This is a genomic window from Streptomyces sp. HUAS 15-9, from assembly GCF_025642155.1.
Classification (GTDB): Bacteria; Actinomycetota; Actinomycetes; order Streptomycetales; family Streptomycetaceae; genus Streptomyces.
The window spans coordinates 7,310,520-7,332,860 of record NZ_CP106798.1 but is presented as its reverse complement, the minus strand read 5'-3'; the positions used below and the strand labels follow the sequence as shown (position 1 = coordinate 7,332,860).

19 protein-coding genes and 1 pseudogene are annotated in these 22,341 nt (G+C 72.2%); 3 read left to right on the top strand and 17 right to left on the bottom strand.

Translation table 11 applies throughout. The annotated features are described in order from the left end of the window. Position 1: 1 nt before the first annotated feature. The 7 genes and pseudogenes from N8I87_RS33465 to N8I87_RS33435 form a co-directional block, all read right to left on the bottom strand. A complete protein-coding gene (locus N8I87_RS33465; protein WP_263214378.1) occupies positions 2–778 on the bottom strand; it encodes a GvpL/GvpF family gas vesicle protein in 777 nt (258 codons plus the stop codon). Beyond that, on the bottom strand, positions 775–1,209 hold the full coding sequence (locus tag N8I87_RS33460; RefSeq protein ID WP_263214375.1) for a gas vesicle structural protein GvpA: 435 nt from the start codon (positions 1,207–1,209) through the stop codon (positions 775–777). The genes N8I87_RS33465 and N8I87_RS33460 overlap by 4 nt, the downstream gene beginning before the upstream one ends. Positions 1,210–1,258: 49 nt before the next feature. Continuing rightward, positions 1,259–1,636, bottom strand: coding sequence for a gas vesicle protein GvpO (locus N8I87_RS33455; RefSeq protein WP_263214372.1), 378 nt, complete (start codon positions 1,634–1,636; stop codon positions 1,259–1,261). A 74-nt stretch (positions 1,637–1,710) separates the two neighbouring features. Then, positions 1,711–1,992, bottom strand: a pseudogene (gene ligD / locus N8I87_RS33450) (non-homologous end-joining DNA ligase LigD); the annotation flags it as partial. A 64-nt stretch (positions 1,993–2,056) separates the two neighbouring features. After that, on the bottom strand, positions 2,057–3,913 hold the full coding sequence (locus N8I87_RS33445; protein ID WP_263214369.1) for a transketolase: 1,857 nt from the start codon (positions 3,911–3,913) through the stop codon (positions 2,057–2,059). Then, positions 3,910–5,286, bottom strand: a complete 1,377-nt coding sequence (locus tag N8I87_RS33440; RefSeq protein ID WP_263214367.1) for an NAD(P)/FAD-dependent oxidoreductase — start codon at positions 5,284–5,286, stop codon at positions 3,910–3,912. The genes N8I87_RS33445 and N8I87_RS33440 overlap by 4 nt, the downstream gene beginning before the upstream one ends. Positions 5,287–5,400: 114 nt before the next feature. Continuing rightward, positions 5,401–5,781 (bottom strand): phage holin family protein, encoded by a 381-nt coding sequence (locus tag N8I87_RS33435; RefSeq protein WP_263214364.1) that lies wholly within the window; start codon positions 5,779–5,781, stop codon positions 5,401–5,403. Between the two features lie 129 nt (positions 5,782–5,910). On the opposite strand from N8I87_RS33435, the gene N8I87_RS33430 reads away from it, so the two are divergent. Continuing rightward, positions 5,911–6,258: a VOC family protein gene (locus N8I87_RS33430; RefSeq protein WP_263214362.1), complete on the top strand. Its 348-nt coding sequence runs from the start codon at positions 5,911–5,913 to the stop codon at positions 6,256–6,258. 24 nt (positions 6,259–6,282) lie between these two features. Here N8I87_RS33430 and N8I87_RS33425 read toward each other — a convergent pair whose 3' ends face one another. Next, positions 6,283–8,244: a DUF5107 domain-containing protein gene (locus N8I87_RS33425; protein WP_263214361.1), complete on the bottom strand. Its 1,962-nt coding sequence runs from the start codon at positions 8,242–8,244 to the stop codon at positions 6,283–6,285. Between the two features lie 161 nt (positions 8,245–8,405). Between N8I87_RS33425 and N8I87_RS33420 the strand changes: the two genes are divergently transcribed. Further along, positions 8,406–8,753 (top strand): DUF6204 family protein, encoded by a 348-nt coding sequence (locus tag N8I87_RS33420; RefSeq protein WP_263214359.1) that lies wholly within the window; start codon positions 8,406–8,408, stop codon positions 8,751–8,753. Here the strand turns inward: N8I87_RS33420 and N8I87_RS33415 are convergent. The 9 genes from N8I87_RS33415 to N8I87_RS33375 form a co-directional block, all read right to left on the bottom strand. Then, complete coding sequence (locus N8I87_RS33415; protein ID WP_263214356.1) at positions 8,725–9,276, bottom strand: GNAT family N-acetyltransferase; 552 nt, start codon at positions 9,274–9,276, stop codon at positions 8,725–8,727. The genes N8I87_RS33420 and N8I87_RS33415 overlap by 29 nt on opposite strands. Before the next feature lie 72 nt (positions 9,277–9,348). Continuing rightward, a complete protein-coding gene (locus tag N8I87_RS33410; RefSeq protein ID WP_263214355.1) occupies positions 9,349–10,272 on the bottom strand; it encodes a S66 peptidase family protein in 924 nt (307 codons plus the stop codon). Next, entirely contained in the window at positions 10,269–12,218 is a 1,950-nt protein-coding gene (locus N8I87_RS33405) for a S9 family peptidase (RefSeq protein ID WP_263214354.1), read from the bottom strand. The genes N8I87_RS33410 and N8I87_RS33405 overlap by 4 nt, the downstream gene beginning before the upstream one ends. Positions 12,219–12,235: 17 nt before the next feature. Then, a complete protein-coding gene (locus tag N8I87_RS33400; protein ID WP_263214353.1) occupies positions 12,236–13,540 on the bottom strand; it encodes a M20/M25/M40 family metallo-hydrolase in 1,305 nt (434 codons plus the stop codon). Beyond that, positions 13,533–14,366 carry a M55 family metallopeptidase gene (locus tag N8I87_RS33395; protein ID WP_263214351.1) on the bottom strand — a complete coding sequence of 278 codons (834 nt, stop codon included), beginning with the start codon at positions 14,364–14,366 and terminating at the stop codon, positions 13,533–13,535. The genes N8I87_RS33400 and N8I87_RS33395 overlap by 8 nt, the downstream gene beginning before the upstream one ends. Before the next feature lie 83 nt (positions 14,367–14,449). Then, positions 14,450–15,181, bottom strand: a complete 732-nt coding sequence (locus N8I87_RS33390) for a class I SAM-dependent methyltransferase (protein ID WP_263214350.1) — start codon at positions 15,179–15,181, stop codon at positions 14,450–14,452. 138 nt (positions 15,182–15,319) lie between these two features. After that, positions 15,320–17,830, bottom strand: a complete 2,511-nt coding sequence (locus tag N8I87_RS33385) for an ATP-binding SpoIIE family protein phosphatase (protein WP_263214348.1) — start codon at positions 17,828–17,830, stop codon at positions 15,320–15,322. A gap of 138 nt (positions 17,831–17,968) precedes the next feature. Further along, a complete protein-coding gene (locus N8I87_RS33380; protein WP_263214346.1) occupies positions 17,969–20,395 on the bottom strand; it encodes an MFS transporter in 2,427 nt (808 codons plus the stop codon). A gap of 163 nt (positions 20,396–20,558) precedes the next feature. Beyond that, entirely contained in the window at positions 20,559–21,002 is a 444-nt protein-coding gene (locus N8I87_RS33375) for an SRPBCC family protein (RefSeq protein ID WP_263214345.1), read from the bottom strand. A 168-nt stretch (positions 21,003–21,170) separates the two neighbouring features. Here N8I87_RS33375 and N8I87_RS33370 point away from each other — a divergent pair, with 168 nt between their 5' ends. Further along, the gene (locus N8I87_RS33370) at positions 21,171–22,226 is read left to right on the top strand and encodes an Rv2578c family radical SAM protein (RefSeq protein WP_263214343.1); all 1,056 of its coding nucleotides are present in this window, start codon (positions 21,171–21,173) and stop codon (positions 22,224–22,226) included. The last annotated feature ends 115 nt before the right edge of the window (positions 22,227–22,341 follow it).

Here is a 22,341-nt window from a genome sequence, read left to right as displayed (position 1 = left end):
GTCACCGCTCCGATCCGTTCTGTGCGCCGGGCGCCGTGGTGCCCGCCGGTGCGGACGGGCCCGGCTCGACGAAGCTGTACGGCGGCAGCGGTCCGTTGGCGCGCACCTCCAGATGCGGGTGCCCGGCCCGGAACCGCTCGACGGCGGCCAGGAAGGTCCCGGCCGAGTCCTGGGCCACCAGGAACGACACATTGGCCAGCCAGCCGGTGGACTCGGGGCCCACGCTCACGTCGGCGGCCTCTGTCTGCAGGGCCTCGCACAATTCGACGGCGTCCTCGGCCTCGCGGGCCCGCACCGCGGCCACGACCATTTCACCGAGCCGCAGCCGCTGTTCGTAGCTGCCGCCGCCCGCCTTGCGGTTGGACTCGGCCAGGGCCCGCAGTTCCGGGTTCCCGGCCATCACCTGGTGCAGTACGGCCTCTTCGACGTGCGAGGCCTTGATGTTGTACTCGACCTTCCCGTCGAGCGCCCGCAGGCGCTCCGCGTAGTGGTCGGCACGCTCGGCGAGCACACCGGTGACGCTGTCGTCGTCGGGGGCGACGCTGCCGAACCGCATGGGCAGCACGGAGCCGGCCGCCTCAGTCTCGGCGAGCACGCCCTGGTGGGCGAGCAGATCCTTGCGTTTGGGGCGCAGTCCCTCGGGGGCGTCACTGACGACGGCCGCCAGGTCGCCCTCCTTGAGGATGCGCACCGGCCGCGGCGGGTCGCCGACGCCGCCCATGCCCTCGGGGAGGGAGGGGTGCGCGGCGGCCGTGATGCCATAGACGTACGTGCTCACTCTCGCTCCTCCTTCCTGCGTGTGGCGGTCCTGCGGGGTCGCGGCCGCGGTTCGGCCTCGGTCTCGTCGCCCGAGCGTTCGTCACGTGCCTGCTGGAAAGCGTCGGAGACGGTCTGGGCGGCACCGGACAGCGCGCCCTTGGACTTGCCGCGCGCGCCGGATTCGGTGATCTCGCCGACCATGTCGGGGAGGCCGGGGGTCTTGTGCGGGCCCGCTTCCAGGTCGAGCCGGTTGCACGCCTCGGCGAAGCGCAGGTAGGTGTCGACGCTGGCCACGACGACCCGTATGTCGATCTTCAGGATCTCGATGCCGACCAGGGAGACCCGCACGAACGCGTCGATAACGAGTCCTCGGTCGAGCACGAGCTCCAGTACGTCGTAGAGGCCGCTGCTGCCGCCTCCACCGCCGGTCTGTGCGGGAACGACTGTCATGCCGCCTGACCCTCCTTGTCTGGGGAAATGTCGGTCGCGGGCGACCCGGCTATCGGCCGCCCGGCCTCTGTGCGTCGGCCCGCCCCCGTTCGTAACGACGGGTCCGGCGATATCCGGTGAGCAGGCCCTTGGGGTCGAGATCGACCTCGTAGCTCCCCATCAGGCTCATCGTGTCGGGCACGCGGGCGAGTTCGAGGACCTCCACCTCCAACGACCAGCCGTCCTCCTTCTGTTCGAAGGACGTGACGGACTCGGCGGCCATGCCCGTGAGCTCGGCGAGCTGGGCGCGCGCCTGGCGCAGCACCTCGACGGTGCTCGGCCGGCTGTCCGTACGGTGGCTGTGGGTGTCTTTGCGCGACTCCTGGGAGTTGTGTACGTTCCGTGAAGGCTTGGCGCTTGCTGTGTCTTTTGTGTTCGTTGTGACCACCTCCTGCACCGGGTGGCCATCGAGCCGTGGACCAAACCTTGACGAGCGCTCTCTATCGCACAGTGCCCCGAGACGGCGCCGCGCCGGGCGCGGACGCCGAAGGGGGCGACGGCGGTCCGTGCGCAGGCGTCGCGCTGCACGTCGAGATGGAGCCGGTCGCCGCGGTCCTTCTCGCGGGCCGCGGTGGTGAGACGGCCAGGGTGCTCGGCCACGAGCGGTCCGACGATCTGTCCGGCCAACTCGCTTACTTCGTGGGAGTCATGACGTCCGTGCACCGGCACGACGACATGACGTCCACGCGATCCGGTCATCGTGAGCGCCGAGGGAGACGTCAGCTTGTCGAGCAGGTCGCCGAGGCACTGGGGCGGTGGACAGGCACCGTGCAGCGGCCCGTCCGCACCCTCCGCTCGTCGTCGTCGCTCAGCGTACGACCGCCTCCTCCACCAGCAGCCGGCCGGCCGCCGCGATCGCCTCGGCGTCGATGCCCGCCGCATGCAGCTGCTGGTCCGGAGCCGCCGAGCCCGGCATCGTACGGACCGCGAGGCGGACCAGGCGCGGCACGGGCCTGCCGTCGGAGAACGCGTCGAGGACGGCGTCCCCGAGGCCGCCCTCCTCGTGGTGGTCCTCGACGGTGAGCAGGCAGCCCGTCTCCTCCGCCGCCTGCCGCAGCGTGTGCCGGTCGACCGGCTTGACGGAGTACAGGTCGACGACCCTGATCCGGATGTCCTCGGTCTCCAGCGAGTCGGCCGCGGCCAGCGCCTCATGGACGGTGACACCGGCCGCGACCACGGTCAGCCGGTCCTCTTCGGAGGAGCGCAGCACCTTGCTGCCGCCGACCGGGAACTCCTCGTCCGGGTGGTAGACGACCGGCGTCTCGCCGCGCGAGGTGCGCAGATAGCGGATGCCGTCCAGGCCGGCCATGGCACCCACGAGCTTCGCGGTCTGGTTGCCGTCGCACGGGTACAGCACGGTCGAGCCGTACACGGCCCGGAACATCGCCAGGTCCTCCAGGCCCATCTGGGAGGGCCCGTCCTGACCGATCGCCACGCCCGCGTGCGAACCGACCAGGTTGATGCCGGCACCGCTGATCGAGGCCATGCGCACGAAATCGTACGCGCGCGTGAAGAACGCGGCGAAGGTCGAGGCGAACGGCACCCAGCCGCGCGCGGAGATGCCGACGGCGCAGGCGACCAGCTGCTGTTCGGCGATGTAGCACTCGAAGAAGCGGTCGGGGTGCTCCTTGGCGAAGAGCTCGGTACGGGTGGAGTCGCCGACCTCGCCGTCCAGCGCGACGACATCGCCGCGGGCGGTGCCGAGCGCGGCGAGCGCCTTGCCGAAGGCGTCCCGGGTGGCGACCTTGTCGCCCCTGTCGTAGCGCGGGAGTTCGAGCGACTCGGTGCCGACGGAGTGCAGTATCCGGGCGCCGGGCGGCTCCTGCACGCGGACGTGGATGTCGCGCGGACCGCCGAGCTCGGCGACCGCCTCCTCCGGGTCGGGCAGCGGCTTCCCGTGCAGGCCCTCGCGGTCCTCGACGGAGGCGACACCCTTGCCCTTCAGGGTGCGGGCGAGGATCACGGTGGGCTGCCCGCTCGTGGACTCCGCCTCGCGGTAGGCGCGGTCCACCGCCTCCAGGTCATGGCCGTCGATCTCCACGGTGTGCCAGCCGAAGCCCTGGAACCGGCGCGCGTAGGCGTCCAGGTCGTGGCCGTGCCGGGTGGGGCCGCGCTGGCCGAGCCGGTTCACGTCCACGATCGCGATCAGGTTGTCCAGGTGCTCGTACGACGCCTGCTCGGCCGCCTCCCAGATGGAACCCTCGGCGAGCTCGCTGTCGCCGCACAGCACCCATACGCGGTATTCGGTGCGGTCCAGCCGCTTGCCCGCCAGCGCGATGCCGACGCCGACCGGCAGTCCCTGGCCGAGCGAGCCGGTGGCGGTCTCCACCCACGGCAGCCGCCGTGACGTCGGATGCCCCTCGAGCCGGCTGCCGAGCCTGCGGAAGGTGAGCAGTTCGGCGTCGTCGACGACGCCCGCCGCCTTGTACATGGAGTACAGCAGGGGCGAGGCATGTCCCTTGGACAGCACGAGACGGTCGTTGCCCGGGTGGGACGGGCGGTCGAAGTCGTAGCGCAGATGGCGGGCGAGCAGCACCGCCATCAGGTCGGCGGCGGACATGGACGACGTCGGGTGCCCGGACCTCGCGGCAGCGGCGGCCCGCACACTGTCCACCCGCAACTGCTGGGCGACTTCCGCGAGTTCGGCTAGTTCGGCGGCGTTCATGAGTCTCCTTCCGCGCGGATGTCGGCGCGCTTGACCGGGCCGGGGGCGAGGTGGTGCTCCGGAGCGCCGGGTACCCGGGCCAGTTCCGGAGAGGCTGTGTCGAGGGGCACGGACCAGGACCGTACGAGCCCCAACTGGGTTCCCTGGGGCGGCAGTACGGCGTCCAGGAGCCAGTCGGCGGCGACGCGCACGCGGTTGGGGGCGGCGGGCATCGCCGCGAGGTGGTAGCCGCGGGTGACCGCGGCGGCCGGCAGACCGGAGAGGGGCACGCCGAGCGGGTCGGCGGCGGCCTCGGTGCCGCCCAGATCCACCACGAAGCCCAGATCGCGATGGCGGTAGGGGCGGCTCTCACCGATGCCGATCGACGCGGCCACATTGTTCGCGGCGACCTTTCCCTGCCGCCAGGCGTGCTGCGCCGTCATCGGCGTGAACGTCCCGGGGTTGGTCAGATCGGGCACGGCGGCCGCGTCCCCACAGGCGAACACCCCTGCCCCGCCGGGTACTCGCAGATAGGGGTCGACGATGAGCCGGCCCCGCTCCAGCGGCCTCCCGGTGGCCTCGACGAGCGGATCGGGCCGTACGCCGACGCACCAGACCAGGGACCGCGTCTCGACGAACTCGCCGTCGCTGAGCAGGACTCCGTCGTGCGTGGCCTCCCTCACGGAGGTGCCCATGCGGACCTCGACGCCCCGCCGCCGCAGCACGCGGTCGGCGGAGACCGAGAGCCGCTCGTCCATCCCGGGAAGCACATGCGGCGCGACGTCCAGGAGCAGCCAGCGGGGCCGCACCCCGCCCGGCAGCGGATGCCTGCGCGCCAGATCCATGGTGAGCAGCTGCATGTGCGCGGCCACCTCGGTACCGGTGTAGCCGGCGCCGACCACCACGAAGGTGCACCGGGCGGCGGCGCTCTTGGGGTCGTCGGAGGTGGCGGCGAGTTCCAGCTGCCGGGTCACGTGGTCGCGCAGATACAGCGCCTCGGGCAGGCCCCGGAAGCCGTGTGCGTGCTCGGCGACTCCGGGGACCGGCAACAGCTTGTTGACGCTGCCGACGGCGAGCACGAGCCGGTCGTAGGCCAGCGTGGCGACGCCGCCCTCCGGGTCCGTGTAGTGCACGATGCGCCCGTCGAGGTCGATGTGGTCCGCCTCGCCCAGCACCGGGCGCACACCGCGCAGGGTGCCCCGGAGCGAGATGGTGACCCGGCGCGGCTCCAGGATGCCGGCGGCGACCTGGGGCAGCAGGGGGAGATACAGGAAGTAGTCGGTGGGGTTCAGCAGGGTGACATCGGCCCGTTGCCTGGTCAGCCGGGAGAGGATGCGGGCCGTGCGGTACCCGGCGAAACCGGCGCCGACGATCACGATGCGGGGTCGACTCACAGTACGCCTCCGGCGGTGTGGCTCGTCCGAGGCATACCGCGTCCCCCTGACCGGGGTGCCCAAACGTGCGCACGTCAGAGCCCCGGGTGGTGCGGACGGGACGCCCGGCCGGTCTCACGCCCGGTGGTGCGGCCCCTCGGGGTCGGCGTCGGGCCGGCGCGGCGGCTCCGACGGCATGGGCGGGTAGGCCGTCGCGTGCGGGTGGCTCGGCCTGGCCATGCCGCGCAGCACGTAGGCGATCACTCCGAGGATCGCCGCGGTGATCAGCGCCGCCGCCCAGCCCGGCAGCCCGGTCGCGAGGGCCAGCCCGAGGGCGAGGGCGAGTGCACCGCCCGCGTACAGGGCGACGGCGCCGGACGCGCCGTACAGCATGGCCGTACGGCGCTGCTTGCGCGTCTGCTCGCGCAGCTCGTCGCGCACGGTCTCGCGTGCCACCTGCGCCAGCTCGTCCACCAGCTCTTTGTCCAGGTGTTCAAGATGATCCAAGGGCTCCATGCGGCTCCGGGTACCCCTGCCCACGGGACCGTAACGCGGCCACCGGACGCACCGTCCTCGCGCGGTCCTCACGCGGTCGATCCACCGAAGCGATCTCCTCCCCGAGCCGCCGGAACTAGGCTCGTGCGCATGGAGATTCTGGGCGCCTCGCTGCGCATCTGCGTCGACGACCTCGAAGCCGCGGTCCCCTTCTACGAGCGCCTCGCGGGCAGCAGAGCTCTCCGGTTCGAGCGCGGTGGCGTCCAGGTCGCCGCGGTCGGCTCCTTTCTGCTGATGAGCGGCCCCGAGGCCGAGCTGGAGGTGCTGCGCAAGGTGGCGGCGACGATAGCCGTCAAGGACGTCGAGGACGCCCATCGGACGCTGACCGAGCTCGGCGCCCGTATCGTCGCGGGGCCGGTCGCGACGCCTGCGGGCCGGAATCTGATCGCGATGCATCCGGACGGGGCGATCTTCGAGTACGTGGACCACGGGGCCTGAGCCCCACCAGTCCCATCGCCCATCTCAGAGCGTGTCAGGGCGCATGCGGAAGTCATGGCGGCCGGGCAGCGGATCGTCGCCGAGGCGGGCCCACAGCCGCCCGATCGCCTCGTCCCCCTCCCGCAGGTCGGCCACCTCGAAGCCGTCGTCGAAGACGGCCCTGGCCTCCTCGCGCCTGCCCTCCACGAGCAGCAGCTCGGCCTCCAGGAGCCGGAACCGGCCCCGCTCACGGACGGCCGGGAGCAGCCGCTCCCACACGGCACGCGCCTCGGCCGCGCGCCGGACCCTGAGCAGTGCGTGCAGGGTCTCGCGGCCGAGCGCGGCAGTGGCGGCCGTCCACAGGTCGCCGTCGTCGCGCCGCTCCTGGCACAGGTCGTCGAACGCGTCGGCGTACCGGTCGGCGGCCCGCTCGTGGTGGCCGGACTCCTGGTCGGCCACGGCCAGACAGCGCAGCAGCGGCCACAGCGAGGGCGCGAGCGGCAGGGCACGCTCCCAGCTGCGCACCGCCTGCGCCCGGTCGCCGGAGTGCCACTGGGCGACACCGAGGTGGTACTCGGTGAGCGGGGTGGCGGGCGCGGTCTCCAGCATGTCCCGCCAGTGCGGGGCGACGAGCGTCTGGCCGGGCGGCCGCACCCGGCGCGGTTCGGGCAGGGAGCCGGAGCGGAGCAGCTCCAGCCAGGGCGTCTGGGCGTCACCGAGCGTGGCCTCGTCGAACGGCGTGCCGGGCAGCTTAAGATCACCGCGCACCACCTCGAGCGCGCCCCAGCCGGAACCGGTGGCGAGCCGCTCGCCGGGTTCGGTGTCGGCGCACGGCTTCCAGGCCGCGTACGCGGCGTCGACGTCCGCCCGCGGCAGGACCGACTCCAGCCGTGCCTCCGCCGTGCGCAGTACCGAGGGCCACTCCCCCTGCGGCGGCGCGTCGAACAGCCCGTACGCCTCCAGCCAGGACACCTCGCTCTCCGCCTCCAGCCGCACATGCTCCAGCTGGGTGCGGGCGAGCCCGGCCTGGATCTCGCAGTAGCCGCCGGTGCCGGGTTCGGTGAGCCACTCCTGCCAGCGCCGGCCGCCCGGCCCCGAGCCCCACACGAACAGCTTGCGGCCGCGCAGCGCATCTGTCGACGTCTGCACCAGCCCGTGCCCGTCCGCGTCGAGCGCGGCGATCCAGCGGCGCCGCCCGTCCGGCACCTCGTAGAAGTAGTCGGCGGCGTAAGGGCTGTTGAGCGGGTACGTGCGGTCGATACCGTCGTACGAGGGGACGGGCACCCGGCTCAGCCGCCGCTCGTACCCGAAGTACCACGCCTCCTCGGCCGGGGCGAGCACCCGGCGCTCCTCGGGCACGGCGATGTTGGACCACCAGTAGGCGGGTACGGGCCGCTCGTGGGGGTTGCGGATCCGGACGCCGACGTACAGGAAGTCGGAGCCGTCGGGCAGCCACAGGTCGACCTGGAAGGGCAGGTCGCGCAGCCTCTCCCACTCCCACAGGCGCAGCATCTCGCCGCCGTCGGGGGCGGGGACGCGGGCGGCGTGCAGGGGCGCGCAGGAGAGGGTGGTGTGACCTGTGGCTCCGATGTTCCACTCGATGCCGCCGGAGTACCAGGCGCCGTTGAGGGCGAAGTTCGCGGGCTGGAACACCGGGTTGCGGTAGAGGAGTTCACGGCCGGACGGCAGCTGGACCAGGGACACGACGCGGCCGCCGAGGCCGGGCAGGACCGTGGCGCGCAGCCGGTCGTTCTCGATCACGAGCGCGTCGAGGGCACGGGGCTCGCGCACCCTGCCGTACCCGTCCCGGACGCGCACGGGCAGCAGACTGCGCAGCGGCTCGTAGCCGAGCTGCCGGGCCATGTCCCGGGGCAGGTCCCCCCGGTCGCGGTCCTCGATACGGTGTACCTCGTCGAGCGGCCGCAACGGGGGCAGCGGGTTGTCCGTCCCCAACTCCGCGGCGGGCAGCGTCAGTACGTCACGTCGGATCGTCGTCACGATCACCATGGAACCCGCCGCCCGCCGAACCGGCCAGGGGACGTACCGGTCAGGATTCCGCAAAGGCCGCCACGAGCCAGGGCCGGTGGGGGCGCCGTGAAATTCCGTATGCAGGTGGGTGCCAGCGCCGTACAGTCGGTCGTCCATCGGTATCGGCATGGGACGGAACAATGAGCGAGCAGCACACCTACCGGGTCATCGTGCGAGGCACCTGGGACGGGCTGACCGGCGAGAGCCGGGAGCGGTTGCTGGCCGAGGCGGCCGAGCACGGGCTGACCAGCATGCGGTTCACCGAGGAGGGCACGCTGTCGTACGAGGCGTCGCCGCTGAAGCACTTCTCGATGCGGTACGTGGTGGTGTCGGACGCGGCCGACGGGGAGGAGATGGCGGGGGCGATCGCCGAGGACCGCGCCGAGACCACCCTGCGCGGGCTCGGCCACGGCTTCACGGGTCTGAAATCGACGGTCACCGACCTCGACACCATGAAGATCAACCGGAAGCCCGCATCTCGGCGGTGATCGCCCAGCGCTCGTGGTCCCGCCAGGCGCCGTCGATGTAGATCATGTCCGGCGAGAAGCCCTCGAGCCGGAAGCCGGCGCCGCGGGCGAGGGCGATGGAGGCGGCGTTGCCGGGCTGCGCGTTGATCTCCAGGCGGTGCAGCCGCATGGGTCCGAAGGCATGGCCGATCACCAGGTCCAGGCCCTCGCGCATCAGCCCGCGCCCGGCCGCGTGCGCGAAGGCGCCGTAGCCGAGGGCGCCGCACTGGAAGCCGCCCCCGACGATGTTGTTGATGTTGATGAACCCGGCGATGGCCCCGCTGTCCTTCTCGCAGACCAGGAAGCCGGCCTTGGTCGGGTCCTCGATCAGCCGCCCCGCGTAGGCGGCGTACGCCTCCTCCGTGGCCGGCGGGAACAGCCACGGGTGGTGCAGGTCCTTGCTCTCCCGGGCACGGGCGGCGAACTCCGGACCGTCGTCGTAGGTGAAGTGGCGTATGCCGACGCGGGGGCCTTCGGCGAGATAGCGGGATGCGGTGTGCGGCATCTCGCCACCCTACGGCCTGGCCGGGGACCCCGCCGCCGGATGCGGCCTTCCGGGTGAGGGTGAGGGTGAGGGTCAGCGCAGGGCAGGCTCGTCCAGGGTCAACGTGCCCGCGTCCGCGTCGAGTTCGGCCGTCGTCCCGAACGGGATCGTCAACGCCCCTTCGCAGTGGCCGAATCCGAACTCCTCCAGCACGGGCACCCCGAGGCCGCCGAGCCGGTCGGCGAGGACGGCCCGCACCCGCTCATAGGGTCCGCACCCGCTCCAGGACCCGAGCCCGATGCCCGCGACTCCGTCCAGCCAGCCGGTGCGCAGGAGTTGGGTCAGCAGCCGGTCGATGCGGTACGGCTGTTCGCCGACGTCCTCGATCATCAGCAGCCCGCCCCGGGCACCCGGGTGGGCGTGGGGCGTGCCGAGGTCGCCGGCGAGCATGCTCAGACAGCCGCCGAGCGTGACCCCCCGGGCCCGCCCCGGCACGAGGGCCGTGCCGCGGGAGGTGAGCGTGCGGACCGTCTCCGGGGCGAAGAGCGTGGCCCGCAGGTGCTCGCGCGCCCGCTCGTTCTTGATGAAGTCGACACCGGCGGCCGCCGGGCCGTGCAGGGTGACCAGGCCCAGCCGGGTGGCGAAGGCCTGGTGCAGGACGGTGATGTCGCTGAAGCCCACGAACACCTTGGGCCCGGCGGTGCGCATCGCCGCCCAGTCGAGGAGGTCGACCATGCGCTGTGCGCCGTAGCCGCCGCGGGCGCAGAGCACGGCGTCCACGGACGGGTCGCACCAGGCGCGCTCCAGGTCCGCGGCGCGATCGGCGTCGGTGCCCGCCAGGTGGCCGAGGTCCGTGTGCACGTCCAGGACGTGGGGGGCGAGAACCGGTTCCAGGTCCCACCCGCGCAGCAGGTCGAGACCGGCCTGCAGGCGCTCCTCGGCGACCGGTCCGCTGGGAGCGACGACGGCCACCCGGGCGCCCGGGGCCAGCCGGGACGGCCGTAGGAGTTGTTTCACTTGGCCGGCTCCAGCTTCGGTACTCCGGGCGGGTTCAGCCCGAACACCTGAGCGTACAGGGAGAGCTCCGCCTCCAGCGCGCGCACCAGGGTGTCGGCCCGCCGGAACCCGTGTCCCTCGCCCTCGAAGGCGATGTACGCGTGTGGCACCCGCCCCTCGACACGGGCGAGGAAGCGCTCGCACTGCGCGGGCGGGCAGATGACGTCGTCCAGGCCCTGGAGCAGCAGGAAGGGCACGGTGAGCCGGTCGGCGTGCTCGACGGGCGAGCGCTCGGCGTACCGTCCCGGGACCTCGGCGAGCGGCCCGACCAGGCTCTCCAGGTACCGGGACTCGAAGTCGTGGGTCTCCCCGGAGCCCCAGGACGCGAGGTCGAGCACGGGATAGCGGATCGTGCCGCACGCGTAGACGTCGGTCGCGGTCAGGGAGACCGCGGTGGTCCAGCCGCCGGCGCTGCCGCCGCGGATCGCGAGCCGGGCCCGGTCGGCGGTGCCCTCGTCGGCGAGGGCCAGCGCTACTGCCGCGCAGTCCTCGACGTCCACGACGCCCCACTGCTCGCGCAGCCGCTCGCGGTACGCGCGGCCGTACCCGGTCGAGCCGCCGTAGTTCACCTCGGCGACCCCGATGCCGCGCGAGGTGAAGTAGGCGATGTCGAGGTCCAGCACCAGCGGGGCTCTGCTGGTGGGGCCGCCGTGCGCCCAGACGACGTACGGCGGCAGCTCGCCGGCGGGGGCGACGCAGCCGGGATGGTGGGGCGGGTAGATGTGGGCGTGGACCTCGCGTCCCTCGGGTCCGGTGAAGGTGCGGATCCGCGGTTCGGGGTAGTAGGCGGGATCCACCGGGTCCTGGTGCGCGGCACCGGCCACCCGGGCCCGGCCGGTCCGTACGTTCAGCTCCACGACCTCGTACGCGCTGCGCGGGCCGGCGCCGACGCCGACGACCCTCTCCCCGTACACCGCGAGCGTGGGCGCGAACTCGGTCCACGGCCCGGCCGCGTCGACGACCTCGCCGCTCTCCGGGTCCAGTATCCCGAGGGCGGTGGCGCCACGGCCGTGCACGACGGCGATCAGCCCACCCCGCATCGGGGCGAACCAGCGGTGGCCGAGCTTCCACAGCGGTCCGCCGAACTCCTCCTCGCGCGGGCACAGGGGTTCGCCGTCGCGGTACAGGTTCCACCAGCCGCCGCGGTCGCTCGCGTACAGCAGCCGGCCGTCCGCCGACCACTCCACCTGGGCGACGGCCTCCTCGGGTCCCCCGGCCGCCGTCCGTGCCCCGTGCAGCGTGCCGTCGTCGCCGATCTCGGCCAGGACCAGCTCGGTGCCCTCCCACGGCATCCGCGGATGGTCCCAGGCCAGCCAGGCGGCGCGCCGCCCGTCGGGGGAGATGCGGGGGCCGGTGACGAACCGGTGGCGTTCCTCGGTGAGTTCACGTACGGCGCCCCGGTCCGCGGCCGCCGATCCGTCCAGCGGCACCGCGGCCAGGACACGGCGCACATCGCCGGGGTCCTCCCCCGTGAACTCCTCCAGGACGCACCACACTTCGCCGCGTCGCAGGTCCAACTGCGGCTCCACCCAGCGCAGTCCGCCGCCCACCGGGGAGAGGGGGGTCAGCGGGCGAGGCTCGCCGCCGGGCTCGTACGCGTACAGCCGCTGGTCCGCGAAGTGCGTGAACACCACGAACGGCGCCTCGCCCCGCACGGTCCCGACCCACGGCCGTCCGCCGTACTCGACGACCCGGCTGCGCACGTTCCACGGAGCGGCCAGGACAGGCTCCTCCCGGCCGTCCGCCCGCCTGCGCACCAGCGTCCGCCGGCCGTTCTCCTCGGGCCGCGGCTCGGTCCACCAGATCTCGTCCCCGACGAAGTCGACCCACTCGGGGGATCCGTCGTGCGCGGCGGCCAGGGCCGCGTCGACGGGCGAGGGCCAGGAACCGTACGCCAGGGTCCGCACGTCGTCTCCCACCGCTTCTAGGCCGTCCGCAGGAAGCGGTCGAGGACCCGGACGCCGAAGTGCAGCGCCTCGACCGGGACGCGTTCGTCGACTCCGTGGAACATCGCCTGGTAGTCGAAGCCCTCGGGGAGCCTCAGCGGGGTGAAGCCGTACCCGGTGATGCCCAGCCGTGAGAACTGCTTGGCGTCCGTGCCGCCCGACATGCAGAACGGCACCACGTGCCCCTCGGGCGCGAACTCCCGTACGGCGGCGCTCATCTTCGCGTACGTCGGCGAGTCCACCGGAGCCTGCAGGGCGACCTCCCGGTGGTGGAACTCCCACTCCACGTCGGGTCCGGTCAGCCGGTCGAGCGTCGCATGGAACTCCTCCTCGCCGCCGGGCAGATACCGCCCGTCCACGTACGCGACCGCCTCCCCGGGGATGACGTTGACCTTGTAACCGGCCTGAAGCATCGTCGGGTTGGCGCTGTTGCGGACGGTGGCCTCGACGAGCTTCGCGGCCGGGCCGAGCTTGTCCAGGAGCCGGTCCACGTCGCTCAGGTCCGCCTCGATGCCGTACAGGGCCGCGAGTTCGGTGAGGGAAACCCGTACGGTCGGGGTGAGCCTCAGCGGCCACTCGTGCGCGCCGATCCGGGTGATCGCGGCGGCGAGCCGGGTCACCGCGTTGTCCCGGTTGACCTTGGAGCCGTGCCCGGCCCGCCCACGGGCGGTGAGCTTCAGCCAGCCGGTGCCGCGCTCGCCCGCCGCGATGGGGTAGATCTGCCGTCCGGTCCCGTCGTGGAAGGTGTACGCGCCCGACTCGCTGACGCCCTCCGTACAGCCCTCGAACAGCGCGCCGTGCCGGTCGGCGAGGAACCCGGAGCCGTCCTCGGCGCTGGCCTCCTCATCTGCGGTGAACGCGACCACGATGTCGCGCCGGGGCCGTACGCCTTCCCTGGCCCAGGCCCGTACGACCGCGAGGATCATCGCGTCCATGTTCTTCATGTCGACCGCGCCCCGGCCCCACACGACCCCGTCGCGGATCTCCCCGGAGAACGGGTGCACGCTCCAGTCCTCGGCCCGCGCGGGCACCACGTCGAGGTGTCCGTGCACGAGCAGCGCGTCGGCGGACGGGTCGCTGCCCTCGATACGGGCGACGACATTGGTCCGCCCGGCGGTGCGCTCCGGCATGGAGGGCTCCAGCCCGGCCCCGGCCAGCTGCTCGGCGGCGTACTCGGCGGCCGGCCGCTCGCGGCAGTCGCCGCCGCCGCGGTTGGTCGTGTCGATCCGGATCAGGTCCGAGGTGAACCGGACGACCTCGTCCAGCGCCTGCGCGTCAGCCATACTGCTCCTCCACCGCGGCCGAGACGATCGTGGTGACCGCCTTGAACGTCCGGATCCCCTCGTACATGGTGCCGCTGGTGTACGCCACCTTCCGCTCCCCGACCCGTGCGACGCCCGGTACGACGGTCGCGGCCTGCGCCAGGTGCTCGGCGTCGAATTCCAGGGCGATCGTGAACGGCCCGCCCCGCACGGGCTCGTGACGCACCGCCAGCGCGGCCGCCTCCTTGGCCGCGGCGCGGATGTCGGCGGCGGTCCTGGCCGGCGTGCGGCACACGGCCGCATACCGCGACACATGGTCCTTGACCGCGACCTTGAGGGCCTCCGGAGCGTAGCCGAGCGCGTCCTCGCAGGCCACGTCGTCGCCGGTGACGAGCACGACGGGCACCCCGTACTCGGCGACGACATGCGCGTTCAGCAGTCCCTCACTGGCCCGTACGTCATTGAGCCACACCCCGGTGATGGAGTTCGCGAGGTAGGTGTGCGCGAGGACGCCCTCCATGCCGGCGCCCGCGTGGTAGCCGACGAACGCGATTCCGTCCACGTCCCCGTGCTGCACGCCCTCCACCATGGACAGCGACTTGTGCCGCCCGGTGAGCATCCGCACCCGCTCGTCCAGCCGCTCCAGGAGCAGGTTGCGCATGGACCAGTGCGCCTCGTTGACGATCACCTCGTCCGCGCCGCCGTCGTAGAACCCGCGCACCGCGGCGTCGACGTCCGAGGTGAACATCGCCCGGCACCGCTCCCACTGCGGTGTCCCCGGCAGCACGTCCGCCGGCCAGGTGACACCCGTGGCGCCCTCCATGTCCGCACTGATGAGGATCTTCATGCTCCGTCACGTTACGCGCGAAGGGCGGGGCAGACCAGCAGGCGGGACCCGCGCCCATGGCAGACACCACAGGTCGTGCGCCACTACGCCGCGCTGCCGCGGTCGGCCAGGACGAACCAGCGTGCGGGCAGATCGATCCGGGTGCCGTCCGCCATGTACTCGGTCTGGGGCAGGGCCGTTTCGCCGCTCGCGAGGATGTCGAGTCCCGCTTCCCCCAGCAGCCGCGGAATCTCCTCGTCCGCCGCGTCGGCGGGCTTGAGCCCGTGCTGGAACACCCGGCGCAGCTTGGGCGGCGGCCCAGCGGGATCCGCCGCCGCGCGCTGCAGCACCTGCCGGGAGGCCGACGTGAGTTCGACGACGAACGCCCGCCCCCGGGCACCGATGATCTCGGCGATCGCGTCGGCCACCAGGGGCCGGGCCGACGGCTCGCTCTGATGGATGACGGCGCGCATGTACACGTTGCTGTCGCCGAGACGGGCGTGCAGCGCGCGCACCGCTTCGGTCTCGGTCAGGTCGAGTTGCTCGAACTCGACGCTGTCGCCGCCCGCCGCACGGCGGGCGTGGTCGATGGCGGCGTGCGAGAGATCGACGCCGACGGCCTTCGCGAACCGGGTGGCCAGATACCGCGTCTGGGTGCCGTTGCCACAGCCGAGGTCGACGATGGTGCGCGCGGTGTCCGCGTACCGCAGGAGCAGTTCGCTGTGCGGCACCGCCGTCAGTGAGGGGTCGGAGTCCCAGATCGCCTCACCCTGCTTGTCGGAAGTCTCCCGCCAGTAACTCTCCCAGGAATTGCGGTAGTCCGCCGAGATATTCATGTCCGCTCCCCACGGTTCGGTTCCGTGATCGGAGTATCGCGGTGAGCGGGCGCGCGGCAAGAGGGAAGCGCTCACCTCCACCAGAACTTCCTGCCCGCGCACACCCCAGGGGCGCACTCTGTTGGACGCGCGCGCCCCTCAGGTCCTCCGCCGAGACGGTGTCAGGGCCTGCTCGAACCACACGGTCTTGTGGTGCCCGGCAGCGCTGGCGCCCCATTCGCGGGCCAGGCGGCTGACCACGCGCAGGCCGCGGCCCGACTCGTCGTACACGCCCGCGCCGAGCAGGGTGGGCAGCTCCGGTTCGTCGTCCGTGACCTCGAACAGCAATGCGTCGGTGCGGACCAGCCGCAGCCCGATCCGGGTACCGCCCGCGTGCCGTACGGCGTTGCTGACGACCTCGCTGACCAGCAGTTCCGCCGTGTCCACCGCATCGTCGAGGCCCCACTGAAGCAGGTGGGCGCGGACCAGTCGCCGGGCGCGTGCCACCTCGCGCGGGTCGCAGGACAGGTACCACTCGGCGACGTCGTCGGCCGGGATGCCGCCCAGCCGTGCCATGAGCAGCGCCACGTCGTCCTTGCGGCCGCCGCGCGTGTTCAGTGCCCGGATGATCGTGTCGCAGGCGTCGTCCATGGAGGCCGCGGGGTGCGCGGCCGACTCGCAGAGCGCGGCGAGACCCTCGCCGATGTCGGCTCCACGCACCTCCACCAGGCCGTCGGTGCACAGCACCAGCCGGTCCCCGGGCGAGACCGGCACGACGACGGCCTCGAAGGGGACGCCGCCGACTCCTATGGGGGCGCCGGTGGGCAGGTCGAGCAGTTCGCTGCTGCCGTCCTCGGCGCGTACCAGGACGGGCGGGATGTGCCCGGCGTTGGAGAGCTGGAGCTCACCGCGGATCGGGTCGTACACGGCGTACAGACAGGTGGCGAGGTAGTTCTCGCCGAGCCGTCGGGCCAGGTCGTCGAGATTGCGCAGCAGTTGGGCGGGCGGGGTCTCCATGGCGGCCATGGTCTGCACGGCCGTCCGCAACTGGCCCATCATCGCGGCCGAGTTGAGGCCGTGTCCCATGACGTCACCGACCACGAGGGCGGTGCGCGAGGCGGGCAGTTTGATGGTGTCGAACCAGTCGCCGCCGATCCGGCCGAGCCGGGTGCCGGGCAGATAGCGGGTGGCGACGTCGCAGCCGGCCATGCGCGGGGTGACCTGCGGCAGCATGCTGTCCTGGAGGGTGTCGGCGACATTCTCCTGGTACGTGTACATGCGGGCGTTGTCGAGCACGAGGCCTGCCCGGGCGGCGAGTTCGGCGCCGGTGGTCCGGTCCATGTCGTCGAAGGCGGCACGGTCGGGGCGGCGCATCAGCACCATGAAGCCGAGGACGACGTTGCGCGCCTTGAGCGGGACGATCAGGAGGGAGCGTCCGTTGATCAGCGGCCTGAGGTCGCGCTTCTCGAACTCGCCGGAAATGCGGTTGCCCAGCTCCTCGGTGACCCTCTCGATGAGGACCGGTTCGCCGGTGACCATGCACTTGTAGAACGGGGTGTGCTCGGGGAAGGCGAAGGTCTCGCCGACCGGTACGGTGTCGTCCCAGCGGCCGGGTTCGTCGTTGTGCTCGACCCAGACCCGGTGCATCACGGTGGTCGCGTCGGGCGGGCCGTCCGGGAAGCCCTCGCCCGCCAGGACCGCCGAGCGCAGATGGGTGCCGGCGAAGTCGGCGAAACGGGGCACGGCGGCGCTGGTGACCTCGCGAATGGTCTCGCCCAGGTCGAGGGAGGAGCCGATGCCGGAGCTGACCTCGTTGAGGAACTCCAGCCGCTCGCGCACGGCGGCGTACTCCAGCTCGTGCTCGGCGCCGGCCGGGACGACGATCGCCGTCCCTTCCCGCGGCAGGGACTCGGCACGGCGGCGTCCGGCGCGTCGGGGCACGCCCCAGTCGGGTGTCACCGGCACCCGGTCGTACTGGCTGAACTCCATGACCGGGTAGCCGAGTTCGAGCACCTGGGAGACGATGCGGCCGCTCAGACCGGGGCCCATGTTGGGCAGGATCTCGGGCAGCCGCCGGGCGAGTTCGTCGAACGCGGGCAGCTCGGTGTAACGGGCGAAACCGGGTGAGATCCGTTCGGCGGTCTCCGCGTCGTAGCCGCGCTCGACCCGCAGGCGCGCCGCGTCGGCGGCGAGCACCAGGAGCCGTTCGGGCCCCGGGCCGACCAGCGGGTAGGCCCACCACAGCACGTCGAGCCGCCGGTCGTCGTGCCCGGAACCGCGGTCGTCCTGTGCGGGCCGTTCGCCGTCCCGCCGGGAGAGCCGGGCCCGGCCCGCCGTCGCATAGCCGGTACGGCCGCCGAGCGAGGCCTCCAGATCGGGTCCCAGCCCGTCGTAGGCCTCGTAGGGTCCGGAGGAGTCCAGCAGCGGTTCGGGCTGGAGGCCGTCGGGCAGTGCGCCGGAGACCGGCAGGAGATCGCCGGCGGGACGCCCCACGGCGTCCTCCCTGGCCACGCCGAACAGCCGCCGGGCGCCGCTGCTCCAGTGGGAGACCAGGCCGTCGCGGTCGACGACGACCACGGCCAGCGGGATGCGCCCGGACGCGACGGTGTCCGCCGCGCCGTCCCCAGCTCCGCGGCTGGGAGGTGTGTCCCTCTCGGTGCCACGGTCCATGGCCAAGGCCCTCTCTCCCCACGGCTCCGCATAGATCTGTGCCGCCCGCCACTACCGTACGGGGACGGCTCGTCGCGATGTGTGGCAATCCTGGAATTGGTTTCACTTGATCGCCCGGAGCGCGGACCGGATGGTGCGTCAGTCCTCGTGTCCCAGCTGGAGATCTCGCTCCGTGCGTCCCCCGCCGGCCACTTGGAGCACCGTGGCAACCGGCGGGTAACCGGCCGCGATGACGGTGTATTCGCCGGAGGAGAGGTCGACGAACCGGAACGTTCCGTCGGCACCGGTGGTGAGTGTGTCCACGACGTTCCCGGCCGCGTCCAGCAGGGTCACGCGCGCGTCCTCCACGGGCCGTCCGTCGCCGGCCCGCACGGTGCCGCGCAGCAGGGCACCGCCCGCGAGCTCCACATCCTGCCGGGTCTCGCGGGAGGCCTGCACGCTGACGGGCAGCGCGGCGGGCCGGAAGGCGGGCGCACTGGCGGCGAGGGTGTACTCCCCGGCCACCAGTTCGCCGATGACGTACCCGCCCTCACGTCCGGTGCGGGTGCTCGCGACGACCTCGCCGTGGACGTTGGTGAGCGTGACGGCGGCGTCCCGTACGGGAGAGCCGTCCGCGGTCAGCACACTGCCCGCGAGGCGTCCGGCGCCGCCGAGGACGACGTCGAGTTCGACGGGCCGCTCGCCGACGGTCACGGACACCGCCTGCGGCTGGTGGCCGCCCGCCGCGGCGATCAGCACGTACGCCCCCGAGCCGGGCGTGGACAGGGCGTACCGTCCGTCCTCCCCGCTGGCGCCGCGCCCGATCTGCTGTCCCGCCACGTCGATGAGGGTGAGCGCGGCCCGGGGCACCACGGTCCCGTCGGAGTGCTGCACCGTGCCGCAGACGGGGACTCCGGCGGCGTACGGCGAGCGAAGCGAGATGGGGGTCCCCCCGGCCGAAGGCTGGGGGCGGGCCTGCGGGATCGGGGCGTTCACCGGTGCGGCCTGCTGGTGGGTGGCGGGGGCGTTGTGGGACACCAGCGGTTTCTCCTTGAGGAAGAAGGCGATGAGCAGGCCGAGGACCAGCACCGGGACGAGGTAGAGGAAGATCCGGGGCATCGCGTCGGCGTAGGCGCGGACGTAGGCGTCGCGCAGCTCCGGGGGCAGCGCGTGCACGAGCTGCGGGGTGAGGGACTCCGGGTCGGGGAGCCGGGCGCCCGCGTGCGCCGACAGACGCCGGTGCAGGGCATCGGCGAGCCGGTCGGCGAAGAGGGTGCCGAAGACGGCGGCGCCGACGCTGCCGCCGATCTGCCGGAAGTAGTTGTTGGCGCTGGTGGCGGTGCCGAGGTCGGCGGGGCGCACGGAGTTCTGCACGGCGAGGACCAGCACGGGCATCACCATGCCGATGCCGGCGCCGAGGACGGCCATCCAGACGCTGTAGTGCAGCCGGGGCGTGTCGACGCCGAGCCGGGACAGCAGCCACATGCCGACGGCCGAGAGCAGGCCGCCGAGGACCGGGAAGAGCTTGTAGCGGCCGGTGTGGCTGATGAGCTGTCCGGCGAGGATCGAGGCGCCGACGATACCGGCCGTCATGGGCAGCATCAGCAGGCCCGACTCGGTGGCCGAGGCGCCGTCGACCATCTGCAGGAAGGTGGGCAGATAGCCGGCGGCCCCGAACAGGGCGACGCCGGTCACCAGGCCGACCAGACCGGTGACGTTGAAGACGGAGTCCTTGAACAGCCTGAGGGGGATGAGGGGTTCGGCGGCGCGCAGCTCGGCGACGAGGAAGAGGACGGCGGCGGCCAGCGCGCCCGCGCCGAGGCCGAGGATCTGCCGGGAGCCCCAGGCGTACTCGGTGCCGCCCCAACTGGTCAGCAGGACCAGGCAGATGGAGAACCCGGCGAGCAGCAGCGCGCCGAGGACGTCGAAGCGGGCCCGGACCCGTGGCTCGGGGAGCTTGAGCACCACGGTGACGACGGCCAGGGTGAGCAGGCCGAAGGGCACGTTGACGTAGAAGCACCAGCGCCAGGAGAGATGGTCGGTGAGGTAGCCGCCGAGCAGCGGGCCGGCGACGGAGGCGAGGCCGAAGGCCGCGCCGATCAGGCCCATGTAGCGGCCGCGCTGCCGGGGCGGCACGATGTCCGCGATGATCGCCTGCACGCCGATCAGCAGGCCGCCCGCGCCGATGCCCTGGACCGCGCGGAAGGCGATCAGCTGGTCCATGCCCTGGGCCCGGCCGGCGAGTGCCGAGCCGATCACGAAGACGGCGATCGCGAACTGGAAGACGCCCTTGCGGCCGAGGAGGTCGCCGAGCTTGCCGTAGACGGGCAGGCCCACGGTGGCGGTGAGCAGATACGCGGTGATCGCCCAGGACATCCGGTCCAGACCGTGCAGTTCACCGACGATCCTGGGCAGCGCGGTGGCGACGATCATCTGGTCGAGCGCGGCCAGGAGCAGGGCGAGCATCAGCCCGCAGAACACCAACCGGACGCGGCGCGGGCCGAGTTGGGCCGCGGGCCCCGGCAGCGGGACAGGGTCGTCCGGAGGTGCCACGGCCGGCTCGTCCTGCACCAGCGTCCCGCCCACGTACCGCTCCCCTCGTCGCGCTGCCGCACGAATTCCGCGTAAATCCACGCGTAAATCGACAACTGCGAGCAAGCACGACGAGTTACGGCCACTCAGGGCATCAAAACGGAGATCCACTCAAACCGGTGAGGGATCAACCCGCCTTCCCTGTCTGCGCTTTGGGCTACTTCTCGACCTCGGCGGCGAGCTTGGTGAGGACGGCGTCATAGATCCGGCCGAGACCCTTGGGTGCGAACGTCCGCTCGAAGAAGCCGCCGATGCCGCCGGCGCCCTGCCAGGTGGTGGTCACGACGACCCTGCACCTGTCCTCACCGGCGGGAGTGACACGCCAGGTGGTGGCCATGGAGGAGTTGCGGTCCTTCTCGACCAGTTCGCCGTCGGTCGGCTCGCTGACCTCCAGGAGGCAGTCACGGACGCGCTTGCTGGTGGCCTGGAGCTTCCAGTGCACGAGGGTGCCCTCGCCGTCGCCGCCCTCGCGCACCTCGTACTCGCTGAAGTGCTCGGGCAGCAGTCGCTCGCGCGTGCCGCCGTAATCGGCGAGGGCGTCGAACACCTTCTCCGCGTTCGCCGCGACGACCCGCTCCGTAGTGGCCTCGACCTGCGCCATTGACTTCCTCCAGGACCTGAGTTCTCGGGGTTGGGGAAAGCCAACCACCCCGGTCCCCGGCCGCCCAAATCGGGGGGTCTTCGGCTATCCGAAGCGATCGGAAAACATCCTTGCACGATCATGCGAACAGATGTTCTATTCTGTGCGCAGCGCTACCGAGGAGGCGTCATGCGCTGGGAGAACCTCACAGTGGAGTCCGAACACGGCCGGGCCGCCGATGCCGCGCTGTTCGGCGCGGACGCGGTGACCACCCGCACCTTCGACACGCCCGAGTTCCACGGGATCACCTTCCATGAGATCCGGGCCCGCTCGATCCTCAACCGGGTGCCGGGCGCCTCGCGCATGCCCTTCGAGTGGACGGTCAATCCGTACCGGGGCTGCACGCACGCGTGCGTGTACTGCTTCGCGCGCAAGACGCACAGCTATCTGGACCTCGACACCGGGACCGGCTTCGACACCCAGATCGTGGTCAAGGTGAACGCGCCGGAGCTGCTGCGCCGCCAGCTCGGCTCCCGCCGCTGGCAGGGCGAGCACATCGCGATGGGCACGAACGTCGACTGCTACCAGCGCGCCGAGGGCCGCTACCGCCTGATGCCGGGCATCATCTCCGCCCTGCGCGACCACGCGAACCCCTTCTCCGTCCTGACGAAGGGCACCCTGATCCTGCGCGACCTCGACCTGCTGAAGCAGGCGGCCGAGGTCACGGACGTCGGCATCTCGGTCTCCGTCGGCTTCACCGACCCCGCCCTGTGGCGCACGGTCGAGCCGGGCACACCCGCGCCCGAGCGGCGCCTGGAGGTCGTACGGACGCTCGGCGAGCACGGCATCGGCTGCGGTGTGCTGATGGCGCCGGTGGTCCCGTTCCTGAGCGACGACCCGGCCCAACTGCGCGCCACGGTGCGGGCGATCGCGGCCGCCGGGGCCACCTCCGTGACCCCGCTGGTGCTGCATCTGCGGCCGGGGGCCCGCGAGTGGTTCATGTCCTGGCTGTCGGCGCACCATCCGCACCTGGTGCGCCGCTACGAGCGGCTGTACGCGGAGGGCGCCTATGCGCCGAAGTGGTACCAGCGCCGGATCACCCGTCAGGTCCATGAACTGGCACAGGAGTACGGCATCGGCCCCACGCGCGCGGGGATGCCACGCCGGATCCATCCGCCCGAGCCGACCGAACCCACGAGCCCCGAGGCCGGGATGTCCGAACCGACCCAACTCACCCTGATCTGAGAGCGTTCGAGGGCAACATCCAACCCAATTGGGTCAATTATTGCCATAACATGTTCTTCCGGGCTCCCACTCCGGGACGATGCGGCGAGGACCGTGGCCCTCGCGGTCCGCACAC